Source organism: Amycolatopsis sp. NPDC114505, from assembly GCF_055633615.1.
Genome location: NZ_JBVKDV010000004.1, coordinates 847675 through 872216 on the forward strand (window position 1 = coordinate 847675; position 24542 = coordinate 872216).

General features: G+C 72.6%; 19 protein-coding genes. 4 read left to right on the forward strand and 15 right to left on the reverse strand.

Annotated features, from left to right (window positions below):
* Positions 1–178: 178 nt before the first annotated feature.
* The 5 genes from proB to ACZ7OU_RS41775 all read right to left on the reverse strand — a co-directional run bounded on the left by proB (position 179) and on the right by ACZ7OU_RS41775 (position 6619).
* Positions 179–1288 (reverse strand): glutamate 5-kinase, encoded by a 1110-nt coding sequence (proB, locus tag ACZ7OU_RS41755; RefSeq protein WP_470259535.1) that lies wholly within the window; start codon positions 1286–1288, stop codon positions 179–181.
* Positions 1285–2736 (reverse strand): GTPase ObgE, encoded by a 1452-nt coding sequence (gene obgE, locus ACZ7OU_RS41760; RefSeq protein WP_470245917.1) that lies wholly within the window; start codon positions 2734–2736, stop codon positions 1285–1287. Before obgE ends, proB begins: the two co-directional genes overlap by 4 nt.
* A gap of 109 nt (positions 2737–2845) precedes the next feature.
* Positions 2846–3106, reverse strand: a complete 261-nt coding sequence (rpmA, locus tag ACZ7OU_RS41765; protein ID WP_470245916.1) for a 50S ribosomal protein L27 — start codon at positions 3104–3106, stop codon at positions 2846–2848.
* Positions 3107–3147: 41 nt separating this feature from the next.
* Entirely contained in the window at positions 3148–3462 is a 315-nt protein-coding gene (gene rplU, locus ACZ7OU_RS41770) for a 50S ribosomal protein L21 (protein WP_003067132.1), read from the reverse strand.
* A 160-nt stretch (positions 3463–3622) separates the two neighbouring features.
* Positions 3623–6619, reverse strand: a complete 2997-nt coding sequence (locus ACZ7OU_RS41775; RefSeq protein ID WP_470259536.1) for a translation initiation factor IF-2 N-terminal domain-containing protein — start codon at positions 6617–6619, stop codon at positions 3623–3625.
* A gap of 545 nt (positions 6620–7164) precedes the next feature.
* Here ACZ7OU_RS41775 and ACZ7OU_RS41780 point away from each other — a divergent pair.
* Positions 7165–8607: a S8 family peptidase gene (locus ACZ7OU_RS41780; RefSeq protein ID WP_470259537.1), complete on the forward strand. Its 1443-nt coding sequence runs from the start codon at positions 7165–7167 to the stop codon at positions 8605–8607.
* 68 nt (positions 8608–8675) lie between these two features.
* Here the strand turns inward: ACZ7OU_RS41780 and ACZ7OU_RS41785 are convergent, their stop codons facing one another.
* The 7 genes from ACZ7OU_RS41785 to ACZ7OU_RS41815 form a co-directional block, all read right to left on the reverse strand.
* Positions 8676–9506, reverse strand: coding sequence for an ABC transporter permease (locus ACZ7OU_RS41785; protein ID WP_470245913.1), 831 nt, complete (start codon positions 9504–9506; stop codon positions 8676–8678).
* A complete protein-coding gene (locus ACZ7OU_RS41790) occupies positions 9506–10312 on the reverse strand; it encodes an ABC transporter permease (protein ID WP_470245912.1) in 807 nt (268 codons plus the stop codon). The genes ACZ7OU_RS41785 and ACZ7OU_RS41790 overlap by 1 nt, the downstream gene beginning before the upstream one ends.
* Positions 10313–10418: 106 nt before the next feature.
* Positions 10419–11375 (reverse strand): ABC transporter ATP-binding protein, encoded by a 957-nt coding sequence (locus ACZ7OU_RS41795; protein ID WP_470259685.1) that lies wholly within the window; start codon positions 11373–11375, stop codon positions 10419–10421.
* 30 nt (positions 11376–11405) lie between these two features.
* Positions 11406–14705 carry a phosphodiester glycosidase family protein gene (locus tag ACZ7OU_RS41800; RefSeq protein ID WP_470259538.1) on the reverse strand — a complete coding sequence of 1100 codons (3300 nt, stop codon included), beginning with the start codon at positions 14703–14705 and terminating at the stop codon, positions 11406–11408.
* 111 nt (positions 14706–14816) lie between these two features.
* Positions 14817–15536 carry a maleylpyruvate isomerase family mycothiol-dependent enzyme gene (locus ACZ7OU_RS41805; RefSeq protein WP_470259539.1) on the reverse strand — a complete coding sequence of 240 codons (720 nt, stop codon included), beginning with the start codon at positions 15534–15536 and terminating at the stop codon, positions 14817–14819.
* A 52-nt stretch (positions 15537–15588) separates the two neighbouring features.
* Positions 15589–15999 carry a nucleoside-diphosphate kinase gene (ndk, locus tag ACZ7OU_RS41810; protein WP_470245909.1) on the reverse strand — a complete coding sequence of 137 codons (411 nt, stop codon included), beginning with the start codon at positions 15997–15999 and terminating at the stop codon, positions 15589–15591.
* 61 nt (positions 16000–16060) lie between these two features.
* Positions 16061–17608, reverse strand: coding sequence for an alkaline phosphatase D family protein (locus ACZ7OU_RS41815; RefSeq protein ID WP_470259540.1), 1548 nt, complete (start codon positions 17606–17608; stop codon positions 16061–16063).
* A gap of 124 nt (positions 17609–17732) precedes the next feature.
* Between ACZ7OU_RS41815 and ACZ7OU_RS41820 the strand changes: the two genes are divergently transcribed.
* Complete coding sequence (locus ACZ7OU_RS41820) at positions 17733–20090, forward strand: penicillin acylase family protein (protein WP_470259541.1); 2358 nt, start codon at positions 17733–17735, stop codon at positions 20088–20090.
* Between the two features lies 1 nt (position 20091).
* Here ACZ7OU_RS41820 and ACZ7OU_RS41825 read toward each other — a convergent pair whose 3' ends face one another.
* Positions 20092–20451, reverse strand: coding sequence for a DUF4233 domain-containing protein (locus ACZ7OU_RS41825; RefSeq protein ID WP_470246483.1), 360 nt, complete (start codon positions 20449–20451; stop codon positions 20092–20094).
* 32 nt (positions 20452–20483) lie between these two features.
* Positions 20484–22139, reverse strand: a complete 1656-nt coding sequence (gene folC / locus ACZ7OU_RS41830; protein ID WP_470259542.1) for a bifunctional tetrahydrofolate synthase/dihydrofolate synthase — start codon at positions 22137–22139, stop codon at positions 20484–20486.
* A 74-nt stretch (positions 22140–22213) separates the two neighbouring features.
* Between folC and ACZ7OU_RS41835 the strand changes: the two genes are divergently transcribed.
* Together ACZ7OU_RS41835 and ACZ7OU_RS41840 are read left to right on the forward strand one after the other, a co-directional pair.
* Positions 22214–22849 carry a class I SAM-dependent methyltransferase gene (locus ACZ7OU_RS41835; protein WP_470259543.1) on the forward strand — a complete coding sequence of 212 codons (636 nt, stop codon included), beginning with the start codon at positions 22214–22216 and terminating at the stop codon, positions 22847–22849.
* Positions 22850–22921: 72 nt separating this feature from the next.
* Entirely contained in the window at positions 22922–23782 is an 861-nt protein-coding gene (locus ACZ7OU_RS41840; protein WP_470259544.1) for an SGNH/GDSL hydrolase family protein, read from the forward strand.
* Here ACZ7OU_RS41840 and ACZ7OU_RS41845 read toward each other — a convergent pair.
* Entirely contained in the window at positions 23766–24542 is a 777-nt protein-coding gene (locus tag ACZ7OU_RS41845) for an alpha/beta fold hydrolase (protein WP_470259545.1), read from the reverse strand. The genes ACZ7OU_RS41840 and ACZ7OU_RS41845 overlap by 17 nt on opposite strands.

Below are 24542 nucleotides of genomic sequence, written 5' to 3' on the forward strand. Positions count from 1 at the left end.
TCACACGTGATCAGCGAGGCATCACGCGTGATTGAAGGGGCATCACGCGTGATTGGGGAGTCGACACGCGTGATTGGAGGGTCGACACGGTGATGCCCGCCGGATCACGCGTGATGCCCGCCGAGTCACGTGTGATGCCCGTGGGATCACGGGTGATGCCTGCGGGGGCACGCGGGGGTTAGGGGCGGAGGGGGACGAGGTCGTCGGCGTGGACTACCTCGCGGCGTTGCTCCGGGGGGAGTTCGGGGGTTGAGCGGCCGATCAGGTCGGGCAGCTCGGTCGCGTCGAACGCCACCACTCCGCGGGCCACCGCGCGGTCCTTCGCGTCGACCAGGTCGACCACGTCGCCCGCCTGGAACTCGCCATCCACGCCCGTGATGCCCGCCGCCAGCAGGGAGCGGCGGCGGCGGACCACCGCCGTCACCGCGCCGTCGTCCAGGCGGAGCTTGCCCGTCGTGTCCGCCGCGTAGCCGAGCCAGAAGCGGCGGGCCGACAGGCGGGTGTCCGCGGGGGCGAACGCCGTGCCCGGGGAGGCGGAAGTCAACGCGGCGGAGGCTTCCGACGCCGCCGCCAGCAGGACCGGGATGCCCGCGCCCGCCGCCGTGCGGGCCGCCGCCAGCTTCGACACCATGCCGCCCGTGCCGAGGCCGGAGCTGGACATGCCGACCGAGATTCCGTCCACATCGGACTCCGAGAGGACCTCGGTGAGCTTGCGGGTGGCGCCGTCGCGGGGGTCGCCGTCGTACAGACCGTCCACATCGGACAGCAGGATCAGCGCGTCCGCGCCGATCAGGTGGGCCACCAGGGCCGCCAGGCGGTCGTTGTCACCGAAGCGGATCTCTTCCGTGGCCACCGTGTCGTTCTCGTTGACCACCGGGACCGCGCCGAGCGCGAGCAGCCGCGAAAACGTCCGCTGCGCGTTGCGGTAGTGCGACCGGCGGACGACGTCGTCGGACGTCAGCAGTACCTGGCCGACCGTCAGCGAAAACCGGCCGAACGACTCCGCGTACGCGTGCGCCAGCGCCAGCTGGCCGACGCTCGCCGCCGCCTGCTGGGTCGCGAGGTCCTTCGGGCGCTTGCCGAGCGCGAGCGGGGCCAGCCCGGCGCCGATCGCGCCCGAAGACACGAGCACGATCTGCGTGTCGGCCGCGACCCGCGCGGCGATCGCGTCGACCAGCGCGTCCAGCCGGACCGCGTCGAGCCCGCTGCCCGCCGTGGTCAGGGCCGACGAACCGACCTTGACCACCAGCCGGCGGGCGGCCGCGATGGCTTCGCGCGTGCCACTCACGCGTCGAGGTCCAGGTCGTCCTCGTCCGAACCGTCGCGCCGGATCCGGCGGGCTTCCTTGCGCTCGGCCGCGCCGACCCGGTCGTGGTTCTCGAGGCGGACATCGGTGCCGCGCCCGGACAGGTGCATCGCGACGCTCGGCGTCGACGGCTGCCACTCGAACTGGACGTCGCCGATGGTGACCGGGCTGCCCGGCCGCGCGCCGAGCTTCGCCAGCTTGTCTTCGACGCCGAGGCGGTTGAGCCGGTCGGACAGGTACCCGACGGCCTCGTCGTTGCCGAAGTTGGTCTGGCGGATCCACCGCTCCGGGCGGACGCCGCGCACGACGAACGCGCCCTCCTCCTCGGGGTCGAACTCGACGGTGAACCCGGTGTCGTCGACGGCGAGGGGCCGCAGCACGATCGTCTCCGGCTCCAGCACGGGCTGCGCCTCGCGGTACTCCTCGACGACCGCCGCGAGCGCGAACGTCAGCTCCCGCAGGCCCTTGCGCGACGCCGTGGAGACCTCGAACACGCGCAGGCCCCGGGCTTCCAGCTCCGGCCGGACGAACTCGGCGAGCTCGGCGGCCTCCGGGACGTCGATCTTGTTGAGCACGACCACGCGCGGGCGCTCCTCGAGCTTCCCGCCGAGACCCGGGGTGTACTGGGCGAGCTCGGTTTCGAGAGCGTCCACATCGGACAGTGGGTCGCGGCCCGGCTCCAGTGTCGCGCAGTCGACGACGTGCACCAGCACCGCGCACCGCTCGATGTGGCGGAGGAAGTCGAGGCCCAGGCCCTTGCCCTCGGACGCGCCGGGGATCAGGCCGGGGACGTCGGCCATCGTGAAGACGGTGTCGCCGCCGGTGATCACCCCGAGGTTCGGCACCAGCGTGGTGAACGGGTAGTCGGCGATCTTCGGCTTGGCCGCGGACAGCACCGAGATCAGCGACGACTTGCCGGCGGACGGGAAGCCGAGCAGGCCGACGTCGGCGACCGAGCGCAGCTCCAGCACGAGGTTGCGGGCCTCGCCCGGCTCGCCCAGCAGCGCGAACCCGGGCGCCTTGCGCGCCTTCGAGGACAGCGACGCGTTGCCGAGGCCGCCGCGGCCGCCCTGCGCCGCGACGAACGTGGTGCCCGGGCCGATGAGGTCGGCGACCATCTCGCCGTCTTCGGTGAACACGACGGTGCCGGATGGCACCTTCATCACCAGGGTCTCCCCCGCCGCGCCCGCGCGGTTGCCGCCCTGGCCCATCTTGCCGCTGCCGGCCTTGGCGTGCGGGCGGAAGTGGAAGTCGAGCAGGGTGTGCACGTTCGGGTCGACGACCAGCAGGACGTCGCCGCCGTTGCCGCCGTTGCCGCCGTCCGGGCCGCCGAGGGGCTTGAACTTCTCGCGGTGCACCGAGGCGCAGCCGTTCCCACCGTCACCCGCGGTCAGGTGGATGACCGCGCGGTCCACGAACCGGGACGCCATGACTTGCCTCTTTCATTCGCGAGCAGGGATCACACAAAACAAACGAGGGGTGGCACCGGATATTCCGGTCCCACCCCTCGTCAGAGGTCTAGCGTCGAGAACCGAAGACTCAGGCCTCGGCTGGCACGACGATGTTGATGGTCTTGCGACCACGCTTCTCGCCGAACTTGACCGCACCGGCGGCCAGGGCGAACAGCGTGTCGTCGCCGCCGCGGCCGACGTTCACGCCGGGGTGGAACTTGGTGCCACGCTGGCGGATCAGGATCTCGCCGGCGTTGACTTCCTGGCCGCCGAAGCGCTTGACGCCGAGGCGCTGCGCGTTCGAGTCACGACCGTTGCGGGAGCTGGACGCACCCTTCTTGTGAGCCATGGCTCAGCCCTCTTTCTGAAAAAGCAGATCCGGAAAAGTTCTTACAGGGAGATGGCGGTGACCTCGACGCGGGTCAGCTTCTGCCGGTGACCCTGACGCTTGTGGTAGCCCGTCTTGTTCTTGAACTTGTGGATCCGGATCTTCGGACCCTTGGTCTGCTCGACGACCTTGCCGGTGACCGAGACCTTCGCCAGCGCGTCGGCGTCCGTGGTGACATCGCCACCGTCGACGTACAAAACGGCGGGGAGGATGTGCTCGGTGCCCGGCTCGCCCTCGAGCTTCTCGACCTCGACGACGTCGCCGACGGCCACCTTGTACTGCTTGCCGCCGGTCTTGACGATCGCGTACGCCGACACGGAAGTCTCCTGCATTACTCGACAATGGGTGGGGGCCCGCGCGATCGGCCCACCTCTGGGAGGCGGTCCTGCACTCGCGCAGCGACCTGCTCTGGTGGCAGGCCGTACTACAGGTTACGTGGGGTGCCCCGGTGCGTTACCACCGGGGTCCCCTAGTCGTTCACTGGCTCTGGTCGGACGCGTGCACCGGCGGACCCGCCGGACGCGACGCGGTCCGGCGCGACCGGCGCCGGGTGGGACGCGTGGCGGGCTCGGGCACCTCGACGTCGGCGGCCTCGACGGCCTCGGTGGCCTCGGCGTCTTCGGACACGGCGTCGGTGACCGGCTCTTCCACCGGCTCCGGCGCCGAGGTCCGCTCGACCGCGGGCTCCTCCTGCGGCACCGGGACCTCGTCCGCCTCGGTGGTCACCGGGACGTCCGCGACCTCGGTGGCCGGCTCGGCGACGGCCTCCCGACGCGTCTCTTCGACGGCCTCGGCCGGGTCGCCGGCCTCCGGGACGTGCCCGTTGCCGTTCACCGCGCCGTGGTCGTGGTCCTTGGCCACCTTCGAGGCGTTGGCCATCGCCGCCACCGCCGACGCGACGGACGCGCGCTGCTCCGGCGGCGGGACCGCGTGGACCTCGGCCTTGGCGGCCTCGGCCTGCTCCTTGACCTCTTCGCCCTTGCCACGGCCACGCGACCGGCGGGAGCTCTTCTCCCCGCCGCCGCCACCGCCGCCGCCGTTTCCGCCGCCGTTGCCGTTCCCGCCGTGGGAGTGCGAGCCGCCGCCCGTGCGCTGCACCTCGGTCGAGACGAGCACGCCCCGGCCCTTGCAGTGCTCGCACGGCGTCGAGAACGCCTCCAGCAGGCCGGTGCCGATCTTCTTGCGGGTCATCTGCACCAAGCCGAGCGAGGTGACCTCGGCGACCTGGTGACGCGTGCGGTCGCGGCCGAGGCACTCGGTCAGGCGGCGCAGCACCAGCTCGCGGTTGGACTCGAGCACCATGTCGATGAAGTCGATCACGATGATGCCGCCGATGTCCCGCAGCCGGAGCTGGCGGACGATCTCCTCCGCCGACTCCAGGTTGTTGCGGGTCACCGTCTCTTCGAGGTTGCCACCCGAACCGGTGAACTTGCCGGTGTTGACGTCGATGACCGTCATCGCCTCGGTGCGGTCGATGACCAGGTAACCGCCCGACGGCAGCCAGACCTTGCGGTCGAGGGCCTTGGTGATCTGCTCGTCGATCCGGTGGTCGGCGAACGCGTCGGCGGTGCCGGTGTAGCGCTTGACGCGCTCGGCAAGCTCGGGCGCGACATGGCTGACGTAGCCGTTGATGGTCTCCCAGGAACGGTTGCCCTGGATCTCGAGCTTGGTGAAGTCCTCGGTGAAGAGGTCACGCACGACCTTGACCAGCAGGTCCGGCTCTTCGTAGAGCATGGTCGGCGCGCCGCCCTTCTTGCCGGAACCGGCGGCGGCCTTCTCCTTGATGACGTCCCACTGCGCCTTCAGGCGGTCGACGTCGCGGCCCAGCTCCTCCTCGCCGATGCCCTCGGAGGCGGTGCGGATGATGACGCCCGCGTCCTCCGGGACGATCCGCTTGAGGATGTCCTTGAGCCGGCGGCGCTCGTTCTCCGGCAGCTTGCGGGAGATGCCGGTGGCGCCACCCGCGGGCACGTACACCAGGAAGCGGCCGGGCAGCGAGATCTGCGTGGTCAGCCGGGCGCCCTTGTGCCCGACCGGGTCCTTGGTGACCTGGACCAGCACGGAGTCGCCGGTGGAGAGCGCCTGCTCGATCTTGCGGGCCTTGCCCTCGAGACCGGCGGCGTCCCAGTCGACCTCACCGGCGTACAGCACGGCGTTGCGGCCGCGGCCGATGTCGATGAACGCGGCTTCCATGCTCGGCAGCACGTTCTGGACGCGGCCGAGGTAGACGTTGCCGACGATCGAGCCGGAGCCCGACTGCGTCACGAAGTGCTCGACCAGCACACCGTCCTCGAGCACGGCGATCTGGGTCGAATCGCCCTTCTCGAGGACGACCATCGCGCGGTCGACCGCTTCGCGGCGGGCGAGGAACTCGGCCTCGGACAGGATCGGGGCACGGCGACGGCCCGCCTCGCGGCCGTCGCGGCGGCGCTGGCGCTTGGCCTCCAGGCGGGTCGACCCGCGGACGCTGCGCACCTCGTCGCGCGCCGGGCGCTCGCGCTCGGCCTGCTCGGCCTTGGCCTGGCGGACGTGCGTGACGGTGTTGGGCGGGTCGTCGGTGGTCTCGGCGTCTTCGCCGTCCGAGCCCTTGCGGCGACGGCGGCGGCGACGGCGCTTGCTGCCGCCCTCACCGTCGTCGCTGTCGTTGTCGGACTCGTCGCCGGCGCCTTCGGGCTCCTCAGTGGCGTCCGATTCGTCCTTCGCGGCCTTTTCGTCGCCGTTGCGGGAGCGGCGGCGCGCGGGCGGCTGCTGCTCCTCGGCCTGGCCGTCGTCGCCTTCGTTCTCGTTCTCGTCGCTGCCGTCGGTGCCCTTGCCGCGGCCACGGCCACGACGGCCGCGGCGGCGACGGCGGCGGCTGTTGGCGTCGTCACCGTCGTCGTCACCGGAGTCGGTGGCCGGCGTGGTGTCCTCGGCCTCGTCTTCGTCGGCTTCCGGCTCGGGCTGCGGCTTCGCCTTGGGCTGCGCCGGCGGCTGCGGCTCCGCGAACGGGTCGGCCGGCTTGCGGGCCGGCTTGGTGGCCGCGGGCTCCGGCGGCAGGAAGACCGGCGACGGCGCGGCGAACACCGGCAGGTGCGCACGGGTCTTCTGCCGCGGGCGCGGCTTCTCGGCCTCGGCGGCCGGCACTTCGGGCACCGCCGGAGCGGCCTTCGCCCGCGTGGCCGGCGCCACCTCGACATCGCCACCGGAAGCCGGGGCGACCTCGACGTCACCGCCGGAAGCCGGCGCCGCCTCGACGTCGCCGCCCGAGAAGGCCTCGGCGACCTTGTGCGCCACGTCCCTGGTCACGCTCGACTGCGCGCTGCGCACGCTTTCGCCCAGCTCGGTGAGCTTGGCCATGACGTCCCGGCTGTTCTTCTCGAGCAGCTTGGCCAGCGCGTGCACCCGGATCCGGGCAGGCAGGTCGGCCAGTGGACCGCTCGCGGGTGTGGCGGGATTCCCGCCGGTGTGCTCGGCGGGTGTTTCCGCGTTCGACATGTGTCTCCTCCGCCCCCGGGCGCGTCTGCCGATGTTCACCGGCAGGGACGCGGCCGCGCAGGGGCCCCTTTCTGTTCGTTCCGCCGTGGTGGTCACCAGCGACGGGAATCCTGGCCCGACAACCGGGCGCCGCACCACCGCCTCGGTGGCGCGCAACCCGGTCAAAGGTCTGCTCGGCGTTGTGCGTTGGGACTCGCGGCCCCCGGGCCGCCCACCACGTCGTCCAGCCACCCGGCTCGCGGGCGGCGACGCGCGTCGCGGGAGTTCGCGCACCTCACCGGGCCACAACACCGCAGGCAGCACCTCTCACGTGCGCCCCGCGGCCCGGTGGCCTCCCCGAGTATCCCACACCGGGTGACTGCTCCGTCGTACTCGGTACCTCCGCCCACGCCGCCGGGCGCGCCGCGGCGCGTCCCGGACGCACCGGCCGGGGGAACTTGGCCGCAGCGCTTGTCCGCCGGGCACGGGGTGGCTACCGTGCGGCTCGGGGTGACCGGGATCTCGCGTGCCGGCACCCGCGGTTCCTGCATCCGGTGGGAGGTCCGGTGTCCCTGCTGGCGCGGCCCCTGCGGGCGGCCGTGTGCACCGTCCTGGTGCTTTCGGGATGCGTCACCGCCGGTCCCGCGGCGGCCGACGAGCCCTCCTGCGGTCACGGCCGGAACCTGCGCTTCGTCGTCACGTTCGACCGCGGCACGCCCGAGTCCACCGCCCGCGCGCGCGTGACCGGCGCGTGCGGCGCCACCACCGTCTACTACCCGCAGATCGCCGTCGCCGTCGCCACCTCGGGCGACCCGGACTTCGGCGGGCGGATCGGGCTCGACCGGGCGTTCAGCGCCCAGGCCGAGCGGCTGGCCGCGCAGCGCGCCACCGAGGTCAAGCCGCAGCCCGCGCGGGCGACGCTGCCGGTCACCGACCCGGCTCGCGTGCCCACCGCGGACCTGAGCGACCGGCAGTGGGACATGCGGATGATCAACGCGGGCCGCACCCCGGGCGGGTCGGAAAGCCCGGCCGTTTCGCGCGGCAGCCGCGACGTCGTCGTCGGCGTCCTCGACTCCGGGATCGACCCCGGCCACCCGGACCTCAGCGGTGCCCTCGACCGCGACGACTCCGCCGGCTGCCTGACCGGCGCCCCCGACCGGTCGCCGTCGGCCTGGGCGCCGACGACGTCGGTGCACGGCACGCACGTGGCGGGGATCATCGCGGCGGCCGACGACGGGCACGGCGTGACGGGCGTGGCGCCCGGGGTCAGGGTGGCGTCGGTGAAGGTGATCGACGACCGCGGTTACGCCGACCCGGAGGCCGCGGTGTGCGGGCTGATGTGGGCGGCGGCCCGGCACATGCGGCTGACGAACAGCAGTTTCTTCGTGAACCCGTGGACGCTGTCGTGCATCCGCGGCGACGACCGCGGGGTGGTGCACGAAGCGCTGGCCCGCGCGGTCGAATACAGCACGTCGGCGGGCACGTTGAACGTCGCGGCGGCGACCAACGAGGCCGTCGACCTGACGCCGTCGGCGCGGTCCGGCTCGCCCGCGGCGGGTTCCGGCTGTGAGGCGCTACCGGCCGCGCTGCGAGACGTCGTCGCGGTGTCCGCCGTCGGCTCGGACCGGGTGAAGGCGGGCTACAGCTCGTACGGGCTCGGCGTGATCGACGTCACCGCGCCCGGCGGCGAGATGGGCGAGTGCGTGCTTTCGACGGTGCCGGGCGGGTACGCGCCGCTGTGCGGGACGTCGATGGCCGCGCCGCACGTCACCGGAGTGCTGGCGCTGCTGGCGTCCGCGCACCGGGACGCCGGGCCGCGGCAGCTGCGGCGGACGCTGGACGCCCAGGCGATGCCGATGCCGTGTCCGGCCGACTACGACCTCACCGGCGACGGGACCCAGGACGCCTACTGCGCGGGGTACGAGGGCTTCAACGGCTTCTACGGGCACGGGATGGTGGACGCGCTCGCCGCCGTCGCGCCGCGGGGACGGCCCGACCCGGCCCGCTGAGCCGCACGCGAACGGATGACACGCGTACCCGGGCGGACGACACGCGTACCTGGATGGACGACACGGCGTCAGGTCAGGAGGAGCTTCGCGATGCGGCGCGTCGAGGCCCAGAGGCCGACCGCGCCCAGGACCAGCAGGTAGGCCAGGTTGACCAGCATGCTGCCGGACAGCAGGCCCGTCGCGAGGCCGCGCATCAGCTCGATCGCGTGGTAGAGCGGGAGGCACCGGACCACCCACTGCAGCGGCTCCGAGTACACCGACAGCGGGAAGAACGTCGTCGCGAACAGGAACATCGGCATCAGGGCGAGGGCGATGTAGTCGAACTGGGCCGTCGACTTCAGGAACGTCACCAGCGCCATGCCGACCGCCGAGAAGGCCAGCCCGACCAGCAGCGCCGCCGGGACCATCAGCAGGGCCCACCACGACGTCAGCAGCCCCATCGCCGCCGCGATCGCGAGGAACGCCACCGCGTAGACGCCGCCGCGGGTCATCGCCCAGCCGATCTCGCCGAGTGCCACGTCCAGCGGGCCGATCGGCGTCGCCAGCATCGCGTCGTACAGCTTCGCGTAGCGCAGCTTGAAGAACAGGTTGTACGTCGACTCGAAGACCGCGCCGTTCATCGCCGACGTCGCCAGCAGCGCGGGCGCCACGAACGCGACGTAGCCCATCGGGCGGCCGTCCGGGCCGGCCACCTCGGTGACCAGCTTGCCGAACCCGAGCTGGAAGGCCAGCAGGTAGAGGAACGGCTCGGCCGCGCCGGACACGAAGATCAGCCAGCTGGCGCGGGACACGCGGACCGACCGCTCGACGAGCATGCGGGCGCGGCCCGCGTACAGCCCGGGCGGCAGGATCCGCAGCAGCAGCCCGGCTCGCGCCGGTGGTGCCTGGACGCTCACCATCAGACCACCAGCCTCCGGTAGAAGGCCCGGTGCGCGAGCGCCCACCCGGCCGTGAACAACGCCGCGAGCACCGCGAAGTGGCCGAGCATCGCCCAGCCACCGACTCCCCCGACGCTCACGCCGCGGGCCAGCTGCGTGCCGTGCCACAGTGGGGAGAGCCAGGCCAGCCAGCGGATCGCGCCCGGCAGCTGGGCGATCGGGAAGAAGGTGCCGCTGAACAACGTCATCGGCATCAGGACGAAGCGGAAGACCACGCCGAACCGCTGGCCTTCGTCGTACGTCCGCGCCGCCATCGCGGCCACGGGCGTGCTGCAGGCGAGCCCGGTGACGGTGCCGGCGACGATCACCAGCAGCACGCCGGGCCCGGTCCAGGCGCCGAAGAACAGCGCGACGACCGCGTAGATCGCGCCCGCCAGCGTCAGCCGCAGGGCCGACCAGATCAGGTGGCCGCCGAGCACCTGGCCCGGCGACACCGGCGTGGCCGTGACCGCCAGGTAGTCCTTCTGCCACTTGAACCCGGACAGCACCGGGTAGCTCGATTCGCCGACGGCCTGCTGCGCGGCGCCGGCGGCGAGCAGCGCCGGGGCGATGTACTGCAGGTACGAGAGCCCGCCGGTGACCTCGCCCGGCTTCACCTGCGACCCGAAACCGAGGCCCATCGCGGCGAGGAACAGCACGGGCTGCAGGCCGGTCGAGTACAAAGTGGACAGCCAGTGGCGGCGGTACCAGGTCCAGTACCCCTCGACGCGCAGCCAGGCGCCGTGCCAGCTGCCGACGACGCGGCCGGTGGATTCGACGGTGGTCATGGCCGCCTCCCGCCGGCGGCGCGCGCGAGGGTGGTGACGGGCACCCGCGAGGCGGTGCCGGCAGGGGCACAGCCGATCGGGAGCGGTGCGCTCACTTCGTTCCCCATCAGTCGACCAGCGTCCGGCCGGTCAGGCGGAGGAACACGTCCTCCAGGGAACTGCGGCGCACCAGGCTCGACAGCGGCCGCACGCCGCGCGAGTGGGCGTGTTCCAGGGTGGCCTCGCCATCGTCGCTGTAGAGCAGCACCCGGTCGGGGAGCACCTCCACCCGCTCGGCCAGCCCTTCGACCTGCTGCGCCGCGGCCACTTGCTGCCCAGAGGCGAACCGCAGCTCGACGACCTCACGCGTCGAGTACCGGCTGATCAGCTCCGAAGGCGAGCCCTCCGCGGCGATCCGGCCGTGGTCCATCACGACCAGGCGGTCGCACAGCTGTTCCGCCTCGTCCATGTAGTGGGTCGTGACGATCAGCGTCGTGCCCTGTTCCTTGAGCCGGAACAGGCGGTCCCACAGCAGGTGGCGGGCCTGCGGGTCGAGGCCCGTCGTCGGCTCGTCGAGCAGCAGCAGCTCCGGGTCGTTGACCAGCGAGCGCGCGATCGTCAGCCGGCGTTTCATGCCGCCCGACAGCGGGTCGACCTTGTCGGCCGCGCGGTCGGTCAGCTGCGCGAACTCCAGCAGCTCGTCCGCCTTGCTTCGGGCGGCCGCCCGCGAAAGCCCGAAGTACCGGCCGTAGATCAGCAGGTTCTCCCGGACGGTCAGCTCGACGTCCAGGTTGTCCTGCTGCGGCACCACGCCGAGGCGCGCGCGGATCCGCGGCCCGGCCGCGTCCGGGTCCAGCCCCAGCACGCGGAGGTCGCCGTCCGTGCGTGGCGACACGCACGCGATCATCCGCATGGTCGACGACTTGCCGGCGCCGTTCGGGCCGAGGAAGCCGAACGCCTCCCCGCGCCGCACCTCGACGTCGATCCCGCGCACGGCCTCGAACTCGCCGAAACGCTTCACCAGCGCCTTCGCCTGCACCAGTGCCGGTTCCCGGTCCTCCGATTCGTCCACACCCCCGACCATACGAGCGGGCACCGACAAAAACCGAACGGTTTAGCTATGGACGGACACGAGCAGCGACTGCGTCACCCCGTTGACCGTCACCGAAAGCCTCGCGACCCCGGGTCGCAAAGCCGTCAGGACGCCGGAAGCGGAGTCGAAGGCCACGACGCCCCCGCTCACCGTCCAGTCCGCGCTCACCGGGTACGAGACGGGCACGTCCCGGATACCTTGCCGCAGGGTCGCGCGGACGTCGGCTCGCTCCCCGCGCGCCAGCGACGTCGGCCCGGACAGCGTCAGCGAGTCGACGTTCGGCCGCGTCTCGAAGCGCACCGGCTGGGCGCGGTCGGCCGGGTCGACGCGCAGCAGCGTCCAGCCGACGAACCCGCCATCGCCGGGTGCGGCCGCGGGCGCCTTGCCCGAGTTGCCGTTGACCAGGTACGGCACGCCGTCCACCCGCGACAGCGAGAACACGCCGGCGTGCGAAGCCACCGAAGCGGCCGGCTTGCCGGACGCCTGCTCGAAGCCGGTCAGCCACTGGGTCAGCAGCGTGGCTTCCTTCCGGTCGCCGAGCTGGGAGTTCCCGGTCGGGCTCGGGTCCTTCACCGGGTGGTGCATCGCGACGACGACGCCGCGGATCGACCGGTCCTTCGCCGCCGAATCAAGGGCGTCCCGCAGCATCCGGACCTGGTCGAACCCGCCCGCCCGCAGCGAACCGCGGGAGGAGTCCATCAGCACCAGCCGGATGCCGTGCACGTCGACGACCTGGTGCGTCACGCCGAACGCGGCCTGGAAGTTGGCGAGGCCGTTGCCGCCTTCGGCCTCGTGGTTGCCCGGCACGTAGTACCAGGGCACCTTGCCGTCGAGCTCTTCGGCGATCACCTGCTTCGCCAGCACGAAGTCGGGCGCCGTACCGCGGTCGACGAAGTCGCCGTTGATCAGCACCAGGTCCGGTTTCGCCGCGACGGCTTCGCGCAGGGCGCGGCGGGCCTGGGCGACCAGCGGGCCGGCCGGGTCGTCCGCGGTGAACTGCGCGTCGCTGACGACCGCGACGCGCAGGCCGCCGGCCAGGGTGCCGTCGGTGACCAGCGCCGGGTCGTGCGGGGCCGGGTCGCCCGGCACCGCCGTCGTCGGCGCCACCTCGAAGGTCAGGTCGTCGAACACGAGGTGACCTTCGTACTGCTGGTCCGGCACGTTCTCGACGGCGTAGAAGCGCGCCAGCCGCTGGCCGTCCGGCAGCCCGGCCGGGACCGCGGCGGTGACGTACCGCCAGCCCGTCCAGTCGACGCTCAGCGACAAGTCCACAATGGACGCGACGTTCGCGGCGTCCCGCAGTTCGGCCCGCAGCCAGGCACCCTTGCCGTCGCCGTTCACCCACAGCCCGATCTTCTGCGTGCCCGCCGGCACCGCAAGCGCAGTCGACGGCGTCACGTACGCGGCGCGCGTCGCCGTCGTGCCGGTGAGCCGGTAGTCCAGCGCGAGCCCGGCGCCGCCGTCGCGCCCGGGCGCCGCGGACAGCGCCGCGCCGACGACCGCCGGGAACACCGTGGCCGTCCAGCCCGCCGGCCCGTCCAGCGGGGCCGCGACCTGCGGCACGGTGCCGACCGAGGCGGCCAGGTGCGTGGTGAGACCGGCCGCCGTCGCGGTGATGGCGGAGGCTCCGGACGCCGTCAGCGCGGTCACCTGGTAGCCGTCACCCGACGGCTCGACCCGCACGACGGAGTGGTCGTAGTCGAGCTTGACGTCGTCGGGTTCCAGCCAGGTGCCGTAGCCGTCGGCGTCGTAGCCGTAGACCTCGAACGTGCTCTTGGCACCCGCACCGGACAGCGCGACCTGCTCGGTGCTCGTGCCGAGCCGGACCGGCTTGCCCAGCACCGAAAGCGCCGTCTTGCCCGAAGCGCGGCCGGCGCGCGCGACGACGTCGACGCCGCCCGCGCCGTGACCGGTGACGACCCCATGGGTCACGGTGGCGCGCCGGGGGTCGGAGGTCGTCCAGCGGGGGTCGGCGGCGACCGCGGCGCCGGTCTCGTCGTGGCCGTCGGCGACCAGGTGCCGGGTCAGGCCGGCCAGCACGCGGTTCGCGTCGCCGGTCGCGACGGCCGGCGTCGGCGAGAACGCCGTGAGCCTGCCGCTGCCCGGCACGGTCGCGAAACCGATCCCGTTGGGCACCAGGCGTTCCCCGCCGTCGGACGGCGCGTTGCGGACGCTCGGCGCGGCCTCGCCCTCGTTGCGCGCGAGGAGCGTCGACGAGCCACCGCCGTCGAGGTTGATCGCGTCGTCGGCGCCGAGGCTCTTCATGTGCCGCGCGAGCTCCAGCTCGGTCATCCCGCGGCTGTCGGCCTGCCGTCCGTCCACAGTGGCCAGCCAGAGGCGCTTGCCGTCGGCGGAGAAGCCGACCGCCGTGCGGGGGTGCATGGCGACGTTGTCGACCGGCTGCACGACGCCGTCGCGGAGCAGGACTTCGTTGCCGCCCACGGCGACCGCGATCTTCCCGGCGTCCGAGCGCGGCGCGTACGTGACGCCGACGGCGTCGCCCGGCTTGAGCGCCGCGAGGGCGTCCGCCCCGGCTTCGCGGGCCAGCAGGAGCGTGGTGCCGGCCGCGATGGGGCCGGCCGCGGGCTGCGGGCGCACGCTCGTGACCACGCCGTCGCGCAGCTCCATTTCGAGCACCCGGGACGCGCCGGCCACCGAGGTCGCGCGGCCGGAAGCGCCCCACAACGGCGTGTAGACGCCGATCGCGTCCGGGCCGAGGACCGGGCTGTTGAAGTTCGTCGCCTTCACGGTGCCGCCGGGCAGCGTGACGCTGGCTTCGAGGAAGACCGAAGCCAGCCGCGCCTTGCCCTCGTCGGTGATCGCGGCGGTGTAGTTGTGGCCGGCCGCGGGCGCGGTCTGCAGCTGGCCGTGGTCGATGCCGACGCCGATCGGCGCGCCGGTGGCGTTGATGTCGAAGAAGTCGCCGTTCACGCCGGCGACCGCGCCGGTGCGCGCGACCTGCTGCGAGAGCGGCGTGCGCGCGGACACCGTGCCAGGGCTCAGGTAGGCCGGCTTCAGGACCTTGCTGCCCAGGTCGACGGCGAGGGTGTCGCCGCGGATCCAGCCCGCCGGGTCGAACCGGTCGAACTGGGTGAGGTTCAGGCCGGGCGCGACCTCGGTGGTCGCGCTGCCGGTGACGAGCCCGTCGTTGGGGTCCGCGGCGGCGAAGGCGGCCGGGCCCTGGTGGTCGGACGACGCGGCGGGCGCGGCCTCGACCGGCGGCGTGCCGAGCGGCGCCCGGAGCGGATCGGCGTGGGCGGGAACGGCGAACGCCGTCGCGACCAAGGCGACGAACGGCAGCACTACGCGTGACTTCTTCACCAGGTACCCCAGTATCGAGTGAGAGTGAGCCCGACCAGCACAGCGCAGCGGCACGGCCGGCGGAAGGCTTCCCGGTGAACGCCGCCTGAATGGTCTAGAACAGCTACCGGGTCAGGCGGTGAAAGGGGCCTTGAGGAGCTGGTCGGCGATCGTGGTGTCACCGCTGACGCTCGGCGGGGTCGCCGTTCGCTTCCACAGGTGCAGCAGGAGGTCCCGGGCCGGCGCCTCGGCGGTCGCGGCGGGTTCGGTCGCGGGGCCGAGCGCGGGCGGTTCCCCCGGGTGCAGCGTCCAGGCGTCGCCGGTGTCGGTGGTGCGCAACGCGAGGGGCGCGGCCAGCGACGGCGCAGTGTGCCAACGCGTGACCCGCGGGAGCCAAGCGGTCAGGACCTCGTCGACGCCGTCCGCGGCCACGGCCGGGTCGAGCGCGTGGTCGCTGCCCGCGTCGGCGAGGTGGACGGCGGTTTCGTGAACCTGGCGGCGGAACCAGAACGCCTTGGTCTTCTCGGTGCCGCCGAAGTGCCAGCACCGGTCTTCGGGGGTGGCTTGTTCGAGAGCGTCGAGCAGCAGGTCCGCACTTTCGCGGTACCAGGACGCGAGATCGGCGGCCGCGCCGGCCGCGAAGTTCTGCGGCTGCACTTCGCCGGTCTGGACGACGGTGGCGGCCCAGCGGTGCACGTTCCCGAGGTGGGTGCCGAGGTCGGCCAGCGTCCACCCGGCGCAGTCGGGCACCTCGGCAGCCGGGTCACCGGTGCGCAGCCGCTCGGCGAACGCGCTGGTCAGCTCGCGCAGCACCGGCAGGTACTCGCGGGCGGGGAACGGCATCGTCGTCACGGGTGCTCCTGGGGAGAACCGGGGCCACGCGCGGGCGTGGCCCCGGTGCCGGTCACAGGTCGGGGAACCAGAGCTTCAGCTCGCGCTCGGCCGACTCCGGCGAGTCCGAGCCGTGGACCAGGTTGTACTGGGTCTCCAGCGCGAAGTCGCCGCGAATGGTGCCCGGGGTGGCCTTCTCGACCGGGTCGGTGCCGCCGGCGAGCTGGCGGAACGCGGCGATGGCGCGCGGGCCCTCGACGGCGAGCGCGACCAGCGGGCCCGAGGTGATGAACTCCAGCAGGTCGCCGAAGAACGCACGCTCCTTGTGCTCGGCGTAGTGCTCCTCGGCCAGTGCCTGCGGAACGGTCCGCAGCTCGAGGGCGGTGAGCTTCAGGCCCTTGCGCTCGATCCGCGAGACGACCTCGCCGACGAGGCCGCGCGCGACGCCATCGGGCTTGACGAGGACCAGCGTGCGTTCAGTCACGACGGAATTTCTCCTTGGTACGGGGGTGCGTGTCGGTGCGCGTGAGCGTAGCCGACCGTGTTCACCGGCCCTGCGGGTGCAGCTTCTTCGACCACAGCGACGCTCCCGTGGCATCCCGGAGATCCACCGTCAGGTCACCGCTCCCCGCGTCGATGTTCAGCTCGCCGAAGTGCTGGAAACCGTCGATCGGGGCCGTGTTGGCGACCGGCGGGGCGTGGACGAACACCGCCTCCGGGCCGAACGTCGGGTCCAGCGCGTTCGGGCCGAACGCGCCCGCGTTCAGCGGCCCGGACACGAACTCCCAGAACGGGTCGAAGTCCTGGAACGCCGCCCGGTCCGGGGAATAGTGGTGCGCCGCCGTGTAGTGGACGTCCGCGGTCAGCCAGACGACGTTGCGGACGCGGCGGCGCTGGATCTCCCGCAGCACCCAGGCCAGCTCCGTCTCGCGCCCGCCCGGCGCGCCCGGCCGGTTGTTCGCCACGGCTTCGATGTCGGTGCCGTCCGGGACGACCAGGCCCAGCGGCATGTCCGCCTGGACGATCTTCCAGGTCGCCGTGCTGCGGCCGAGCGCGTCGGCCAGCCAGCGGGCCTGCCGGTCGCCGAGGATGTAGCCGGGTTTGGTCTGGTCGGCCGTGTTGGCGTTGCGGTAGGTCCGCATGTCCAGCACGAAGATCTCGGCGCGCGAGCCGTATTCGAAGCTGCGGTAGACGCGGCCGTCGACGGCCTGGCGCGAGTCGATCGGGTGCCACTCGTGGAAGGCCTGGTAGGCCCGCGGGGCGAGGACGTCGACGCGCTTTTCGGTGTAGGCGGGGAGATCGAGGATCTCGCCCGGGTACCAGTTGTTCAAGACCTCGTGGTCGTCCCACTGGGCGTAGACCGGCACCTGCGCGGCGAAGCGCTTGAAGTTCGCGTCGAGGCGGTTGTACGCGTGCTGGCCTCGGTACTCGTCGAGGGTCTCGGCGACCTTGGACTTCTCCGCCGTGACGACGTTGCGCCACGTGCGGCCGCCGGGCAGGGCGACCGTCTCCGTCAGCGGGCCGTCGGCGTAGACCGTGTCGCCGCTGTGCAGGAACAGGCCCGGGCGGCGGGCGGCCATCGCCGAGAAGATCGTCATGCCGCCCAGGTCCGGGTTGATCCCCCAGTTCTGGCCGACGACGTCGCCCGACCACAGGATCCGGGTGTCGCGGCGGCCCACCGGCGCGGTGGCGAACCGGCCGGTCAGCGGCTCGCTCGTGGTGCGCCCGTCGAGGGACTCCGCCGTGACGCGGTAGTGGTACTCGGTACCGGGCGCGAGGCCGGCGACGCGGACCTGCCCGGTCCCGCCGGTGGCCGGGCCGGCGAGCGGGCCGGGCACCCGGCGGGCGTGCCGGAACGAGGGGTCGCGCGCGATCTCGACGACCAGCCGCGACGGCCGGTCGGCCCGCGACCAGACGATCGCCGAGCCGGGCGTGACGTCGCCGGACTGGACGCCGTGGGTGAGCACGGGCCGGCCGGCGCGCACGAGCGGAGTCGCGGCGAACGCGGCCGACGGCACCACGAGCGTGGCGGCGGCGCCGGTGAGACCGGCCTTGAGCAGCGTGCGGCGGGAGTGGTGGGTCGGTTCGGTCATGCGCGGTTTCTATCCCGCCGCGGCCAACGCAGGTTTGCGCCCGGGTGAACGACATCCCCGGGTTTTCCCCCATGTCCGGCCGTCGTCTCCCTCGGTAGCGTGGCGATCACGACAAGGGGGTCAGATGAGACCATTCAGGAAGAGCCTGGCGGTTCTGACAGCGGCACTCACCTTCACCACACTTTTCACCGCCGTCGCGGAAGCAGGCGAAGACGGCCATGCGAAGGCCGTCCTCCGCTACACCGAACACGGCATCCCGCACATCGTCGCGAAGGACTACGCCGGGCTCGGCTACGGGTACGGCTTCGCGGCGGCGACCGACAACGTCTGCGAGCTCGCGAACATCTACCTCACGGTGAGCGGGCAGCGATCGAAGTACTTCGGCCCGGAGGGCGGCGGCTACCCGTCGCTGTCCGAGGCGGAGAGCAACCTGCACAGCGACCTGTTCTTCCAGCGGATCAACGACTCCCACGTCGTCGACCGGCTGGTCGCGCAGCCCGCGCCGCTGGGGCCGCGCCGGGAAGTCCGCGAGGTCGTTTCCGGCTACGTCAAGGGGTTCAACGCCTACCTCGCGCGCACCGGCCGCGCCGGTATCTCCGACCCGGCCTGCCACGGCGCGGACTGGGTCCGGCCGATCACCGAACAGGACTTCTACCGGCACTACTACGCCATCGCGATCACCGGTGGCCAGGGCGTCGTCACCGAAGGGCTGTTCACGGCGCCGCCGTCCGGCGCGACGCCGGCCCCGGGCACCGGCGGGCAGCTGTCGGCGAAGGTGGCGCAGGCGCTGAACGGCAGCGGGCTCGGCAGCAACGGCATCGCCGTCGGCGCGGACTCCACCGCGGCCGGCCAGGGCAGCGTGCTGCTCGGCAACCCGCACTACCCGTGGCAGGCCGGGCGCCGGTTCTGGCAGAGCCAGCTGACCATCCCCGGCCGGCTCGACGTCGCCGGCGCGAGCCTGCTCGGCATGCCGTTCGTCCAGATCGGGCACACCGCGGACGCGGCCTGGACGCACACGGTGTCCACGCCGGTCACGTTCGGCCTGTTCGAGGTGCCGCTGAAGGCGGGCGACCCGACGACGTACCTCGTCGACGGAAAGCCGGAGAAGATGACGTCCCGCGACGTCACCGTCCAGGTGCGCCAGGCCGACGGCTCGCTCAAGCCGGTGCGCCAGACGTTCTGGTCCACCCGGTACGGGCCGGTGATGAGCGACTTCCAGGGCATTCCGCTGCCGTGGACCACGAAGTCGGCGTACACCGTGCGCGACGCCAACGGCACGAACATGCGCGGGCTCAACACGTGGTTCGAGCTCGACCAGGCGCGCAGCACGGCGGACATCGTCGGCACGCTGAGCCGCACGCAGGGTGTGCCGTGGGTCAACACCATCGCCACCGACCGGGCGGGCAACGCGCTCTACGCCGACATCCAGGTCGTCCCGCACGTCACCGACGAGCAGGCCGGAGTCTGCAGCACTCCGTTGGGACGGCAGACCTTCCCGGAGGTCGGACTGGCCATTTTGGACGGATCGAAGTCGTCGTGCCAGTGGGGTTCCGACCCCGGCGCGCTCGAGCCGGGCATCTTCGCGCCGTCGCGGCTGCCGCGTCAGCAGAGCCGGGACTACGAGCTGAACACCAACGACAGCGCCTGGCTGGCCAACGCGAAGGCGCCGATCACGGGGTACCCGCACATCGTCGGGGACATCGGCACCGAACGGTCGCCGCGGACGCGGGAGGCGCTGCTCACCGCCGAGAAGGGCGGCTTCACGACGGACTCGATGAAGAAGATGCTCTTCGCCGACCACAGCCTGTTCGCCGACCTGACGGCGGCGGACCTGGCGAAACTGTGCGCGTCCTTCCCGGGCGGGCAGGCGCCGTCGTCGTCCGGCCCGGTCCCGGTCGGGCCGGCGTGCTCGGCGATCGCGAACTGGGACCACACGTACACGCTCGACACGCGGGGTTCGCTGCTGTTCCAGCGGTTCGCCGCCCGGCTGGGCAACGTGGACCGCTTCTCGGTGCCGTTCGACCCGAAGGCGCCGCTGACCACGCCGAACACGCTCAACGTCGCCAACGCGGACGTCCGGGAGGCGTTCGGGGACGCGTTGGTGGAGCTGCGCACGGCGGGACTCGCGCCGGACGCTCGCCTCAAGGACGGCCAGGCAGTCACGCGCAACGGCGAGCGCATCCCGATCCACGGCGGCCCGGGCTTCCTCGGCGTGCTGAACGTGATGACGCCGGTGTGGGACCCGGCGCGCGGCAACGTCGAGGTCCAGCACGGATCCAGCTACATCCAGGTGGTCGGCTTCCGCGGGCGCGCGTGCCCGGACTCCTCGACGGTGCTGACGTACTCGCAGTCGGCTAACCCGAAGTCGCCGTACTTCAGCGACCAGACGGAGCTCTACAGCCGGGGTCAGTGGGTGAAGGAACGCTTCTGTGAGGCCGATATCCTGCGCTCCCCCGCGTTGCGGGTGGTCGTCCTGCGGTAGGTCAGGGCTGAGGCAGCTGCTGGCTCGCGAGGGTGCCGGCCGCCATGCGGCGGGCGACGTCCTTGCGCAGCCACAGCAGCCACAGCCAGATCGCCAAGAACACCACGCCCAGCACCGCGATCGCCGGCAGCCAGAACACCAGCGCGATCAGTACCACCTGCAGCGCGAGGATGACCGGCACCGCCCACGGCTTCTTGACGAACCCGCACGTCACCACCAGCACCAGCGCGACCGCCAGCACCGTCCAGCCGGTGCCCGTGCTGATCCCGCCGCCGAGCTTGTTCACCACCGGCAGCGCCAGGGCGACCGTGATCGCCTCCATGATCAGCGTCCCCGACATCACGCCGCGGAAGCCCTTCATCGGGTCCTTCGGTTTGGGCGTCTCGTTCGAGGTCACGCCGGCTCCTTCCCGAACAGAGTGCGCGTCTCGCCCGCGGTGACCACCGAGCCGGTGACGAGCACGCCGCCGCCCGCGAGGGGCTCTTCGGGGTCGTCGGTGGTCTCCACCAGCGCGATCGCCGTCTCGATCGCCGTCTCCAGGTCGGTCTCGGCGACCACCCGGTCCTCGCCGAACACCGAGATGGCCAGCTGGTTCAGCTCCTCCAGCGGCATCGCGCGCGGCGAGGAGTTGCGCGTCACGACGATGTCGGACACCACCGGCTCCAGCGCGTCGAGGATGCCGTGGGCGTCCTTCTCGGCCATCACGCCGACCACCGCGACCAGGCGGCGGAAGGCGAACTCCTCGGCCACGGTCGCCGCGAGCGCGCGGGCGCCGTGCGGGTTGTGGGCCGCGTCGATCATCACGGCGGGGGCCGCGCGGACCCGCTCGAGCCGGCCCGGCGTCTCGACCTCGGCGAACGCTTCGCGGACGGCCTCGATGACCAGCTGCTTGTCCTTGCCCGCGCCGAAGAACGCCTCGACCGCGGCCAGCGCGAGCGCGGCGTTCGCGGCCTGGTGGGCGCCGTGCAGCGGCAGGAAGACGTCGTCGTAGACCCCGCCGAGGCCCTGCAGCTTGAGCAGCTGCCCGCCGACGGCGACCTCGCGCTCCAGCACGCCGAACTCGCTGCCCGCGCGGGCGACCGCCGCGTCGACCTCGACGGCACGTTCCAGCAGCACCTTCTGCACCTCGGGGTCCTGCTCGGCGATGACCGCGACCGAGCCGGCCTTGATGATGCCCGCCTTCTCGCGCGCAGCGCCGAGGATGTCCGGGCCGAGGTACTCGACGTGGTCGATGCCGATCGGCGTGATGACCGCGACGTCGGCGTCCGCGACGTTCGTGGCGTCCCAGGCACCGCCCAGGCCGGCTTCGATGACCGCGGCCTCGACCGGCGCGTCGGCGAAGGCGGCGAACGCCATCCCGGTGAGGATCTCGAACTTGCTCATCGCGACGCCGTCCGCGGCGGCACCGTCCACCATGGCCACGTACGGCGCGATGTCGTGCCACAGCTCGGCGTAGCGCGCGGCGGAGATCGGCACGCCGTCGAGCGCGATCCGCTCGGTGACCAGCTGCAGGTGCGGGCTGGTGTAGCGGCCGACGCGCAGGCCCATCCGGGTCAGCAGCGCGTCGATCATCCGGGCCGTGGAGCCCTTGCCGTTCGTGCCGGCGACGTGCAGCACCGGGTAGCCGCGGTTCGGCTCGCCCAGCAGCTGCGTCAGCGCGGAGATGCGGGTCAGCGACGGCTCGATCTTCGTCTCCGGCCAGCGCTGGTTCAGCTCGGCCTCGACGGCCATCAGCGCACGGCGGGCCTCGGGCCCGTCCTCGGCGCTGTGGACCTCGGGGGCGCCCTGGTCGTCGAGCTCGTGGAGCTCGGTGTCCTCGGGCACGGTCAGGTCGGGCACCGGGCCGGTGGCGAGGTTGTCGCCCAGCTGGCCGACGCCGCCGATCCCGCCGCGCGAGCCGCCACCGGCTTCGAACGCGGTGTCCCGCGCGTCCAGCTCGGGGTCGTGGTCGTCCGAGTCCTCGTACCCTTCGGCACCCAGCTCGTCGACGCCCGCGAAGCTGTCCAGATCCGACAGGTCCGGCTTTCGACCTGTCTCATCCTGCGGCACTGAATCTCCTCCGGCCTGGGGTTTTCGCACTTGCCTTCCGAGTCTACGTGCGACGGAGGTGGCACTCTCGACGCATGCCGTTCAACCACAACGACCACTACCACCCGCTGCTGCTGGACCAGCTGCCGCCCGGGCCGGGGATCGCGCTGGACGTCGGCTGCGGCACCGGCCGGTTCGCGCGGCGGCTGGCCGCGACCGGCATGGCGGTGGAGGCGGTCGACGTCTCGGCCGCGATGGTCGAGGCGGCGGCGGGCCTCGGTTCGCCGGGACCGGGCAAGATCGTCTACCGGCAGGCCGACGTCACCACCGACGCCCTGCCCGACGGGCACTACGACTTCATCTCGTGCCTCGCCTCCCTGCACCACATGCCGTTCGAGACGGTCGCCAAGCTGCGCCGCGCCCTGGTGCCCGGCGGCGTGCTCGTGGTGCTCGGCCTGGCGAAACCGAGCACGCCCGCGGACTGGGCGCGGGCGATCGCGGCGGTCCCGGTCAACGCGCTCGCGCGGCTGGTCGTCTACGCCGGCGAGCGGCTGAACGGCGGCGGCGAGGACGGCCCGCGGGCCCCGGTCGTCGACGACTACCCGACGCTGGCCGAGGTGCGCCGCGAGGCGGCCCGGCTGCTGCCCGGGAGCACCGTCCGGCCGTTGCTGTTCTGGCGCACGCTGATCACTTACCGTGAGCACGGCGACGGTGACCCGACTGAGGAGTGAAGTCCGCCCCCTCGCCGTCCGGCGCTCGCTAGATGTGGAAGCAGCGATTCCGCCAGCGAGAACGAGGTCTTCATGCGCATCCCCCGGCTGCTCACCGCCGTCCTCTCGGCAGCCATCCTGCTGCCGGCTTCGGCCACCGCCGCGTCCGCGGCGAGCATCGGCAGCTACGTCGCCCTCGGCGACTCCTACACCTCCGGGCCGTTCATCCCGGTCCAGCGGCTCGACCCGCTCGGCTGCGGGCGGTCCACCGCGAACTACCCGTCGGTGCTGGCCGCGGCCCTGCACACCCGGCGGTTCACCGACGTCAGCTGCGCCGGCGCGGACACCACGAACATGACCCGGCCCCAGGGCGTGCCGTTCAACGGCACCAACCCGCCGCAGCTGGGCGCGCTGCGGATCGACACCGACCTGGTCACGCTCGGCATCGGCGGCAACGACTACGACGTGTTCGGCAGCCTGATCTCGACCTGCCCGGACCTGCGGGCGAGCGACCCGACCGGCAGCCCCTGCAAAGAGCACTTCGACGGCTCGATCGCCCCGGCGATCGACAACATCGGGCCGCGGGTCGAGGCGGTGCTGGCCGCGATCCACGAGCGGTCGCCGCGGGCGAGGGTGCTGGTGGTCGGCTACCCGCGGATCGCGCCGGCGTCCGGCTACTGCCCGGACGTGCTGCCGTTCGCCGACGGCGACTACGCGTGGCTGAACAGCGTCGAGGAGGCGCTGAACCGGACGCTGGCCGACGCCGCGGACGCGGACGGGAAGGCGGAGTTCGTCGACACCTTCGGCCCGTCGCGCGGCCACGACGCCTGCGCGCGCGGCGGTTCGGCGTGGATCAACGGCAAGGACCAGAACGTCTTCGTGGCCGCCGCCTACCACCCGCTGAAGACCGGGATGGCGGGCATCGCCGCGGTGGTGCTCAAGTCCCTGCGCTGAGGAACTCCAGCGCGATCCGGGCGAACTCGTCCGGCAGCTCGGCCGGGGCACCGTGCCCCGCGTCGATCTCGGCGGCGCGCGCGTCCGGGATCGCGGCGACCAGCTCCCGCTGCTGGTCCGCCGTGATCAGCCGATCGTGCGCGCTGCCGAGCACCAGCACCGGCGCGGTGATCCGCCCGAGCACGGGCCGCAGGTCGACGCCGCGGTCGGCCTCGATCTGCCGGTCCGTGCCCGGCTCGATCATCGTCTCGAGCGTCTTCACCAGCTGTTCGTTGCTCTCCGCGGTGGCCTGCTCCCAGTAGCGCGGGCCGAAGGCCATCAGCGGGAGCATCCGGGCGAAGCTCCCGGTTCCGAGCAGGTCGAGCCAGTAGCGGAACTCGGCGTCCTGTCGTGTGTCGGTGACCGGCCACGCGGCGTGCAGCACCGCTTTCCGGACGCGGTCCGGGCGCGTGCCGGCCAGGTGGGCCGCCACCACGGCGCCGAGCGAGTGTCCGACGACGTCGGCCTGCCCGATGCCAGCGTGGTCCAGCACGGCTTCGGCCTGCGCGGCGAGGTCTTCGATCCTGATCGGGCCGCCGTCGTCCTCGGTCAGGCCGGAGCCGGGGAAGTCGGGGGCGAGCACGGTGTGGCCATGCGCTTTCGCCGTCAACGGTCCCCATTGCTCGCGGGAGGCGGCGGTGCCGTGCAGCAGGAGCAGGGCGGGGCCGTCGCCGGTCCGGTCGTAGTGGACGACGGTGCTTCCTTCTCGGGCTTTCGGCAT